This window comes from Falsiroseomonas sp. HC035, assembly GCF_050563525.1.
In the GTDB taxonomy this organism is placed as follows: domain Bacteria; phylum Pseudomonadota; class Alphaproteobacteria; order Acetobacterales; family Acetobacteraceae; genus Falsiroseomonas.
The window spans coordinates 1-1,188 of sequence record NZ_JBNXUN010000067.1 but is presented as its reverse complement, the minus strand read 5'-3'; the positions used below and the strand labels follow the sequence as shown (position 1 = coordinate 1,188).

Genomic DNA, 1,188 nt, shown 5'->3' with positions numbered 1-1,188 from the left:
GAGGAACGCAAGAAGGCGGATCAGCCATGCGCGGAGGAGGCGAAGGTTGTGGCCGGCGGCGGCGAGGGTGACGTTGATGGCGTCGCCGCTGGCGCCGGCGAGGAAGTTGCGGCCGAGATGGCCATCACTCTTCAGATGGCCGATCACCGGCTCGATGCCGGCACGCCGCCTGATCTCGCGACGTATGGTCGGCGTGACGCCGCGCTTCTGGCCGGAGAGGAAGACGCGGGCCTTGTCGGCGTCGTGGCCGCGATAGCCGCGGTCGACATAGGCGCGCGCGACGGGCACGCCGGTGATGCGCTCGGCCTGGGCGATCTGGGCGGCGAGGGCGTGTCCCTCGAAGGGATTGCCCGGCAGCGAACGGGCGCCGATCACGAACTGCCCGCCTAGTGCGGGGCGGTTGGTGGTGGCGAGGGAGACCTTCACGCCGAACTCGAAGCGCGTGCGCGCCTTGCCTTTGCCGATGCACTCCACCTCCGGGGCGTGCAGGGCATAGATCTTGTCGCGGCCGCGGTCTTCGCGGCGCTGTCGGAGCAGCTGGGCGATGCGCTCGAGCGGCGTGGCGAAGTCAGCGCGCACCGCCTCGGCGGCGTCGGTGATCTTGCGCGTGATGTCGCGGGCCAGACGGCCGAGCCAGGTGCGCATGCGCCGGACGACGCGCTCGGCCTCGCGGTGGCGGCCACGGTGGATCAGCGTCGCGACCTCGCGCCGGGCATGGGTCGAAACGCGCGTATAGGACTGGCGCAGCGCGATGCAGTGCCGGCGTGCGAGGCGGCCGAGGATCTCGACGCCGCGGTGGATGAGCTTGCTGTCGGTCGGGTGCGTCACCGCCTTGGGTTGGACGGTGGTGTCGATGGTGACGCGCTCGAAGTGCTTCGGCTCGGCGGCGCCGATGCGGGTCGCGGCGGCGAGCGTCTCGGCGAGCAGCAGTTCGAGCCGCTCGGCGCCGATGCGCTTGCGCCAGCGGGTCATGGAGGAGCGGTCGAGCGGCTGGGTGTGCTGGAAATGGGTTTCGCCGCAAAAGAGCTGGACGTAGGGGCTGTCAAGGAAGCGTGCGCAGACGGCGTCATCGGAGAGGCCGTCCATGTGCTTGATCAAGTGCAACCCGACCATGAGGCGGGTCGGCAGTCCAGGCCGGCCAATGCCGTCGCGGTAGAGCGGGCCGAAGGCAGTGGCGAAGCGATCCCA

The 1,188-nt window shown here is 70.4% G+C and carries 1 protein-coding gene; it reads right to left on the bottom strand.

Annotated elements, in window-relative coordinates; genetic code table 11:
* Positions 1 to 1,188 (bottom strand): IS5 family transposase (locus ACLF3G_RS29455; RefSeq protein ID WP_430672933.1); only part of this gene is annotated, 1,188 nt, incomplete at both ends.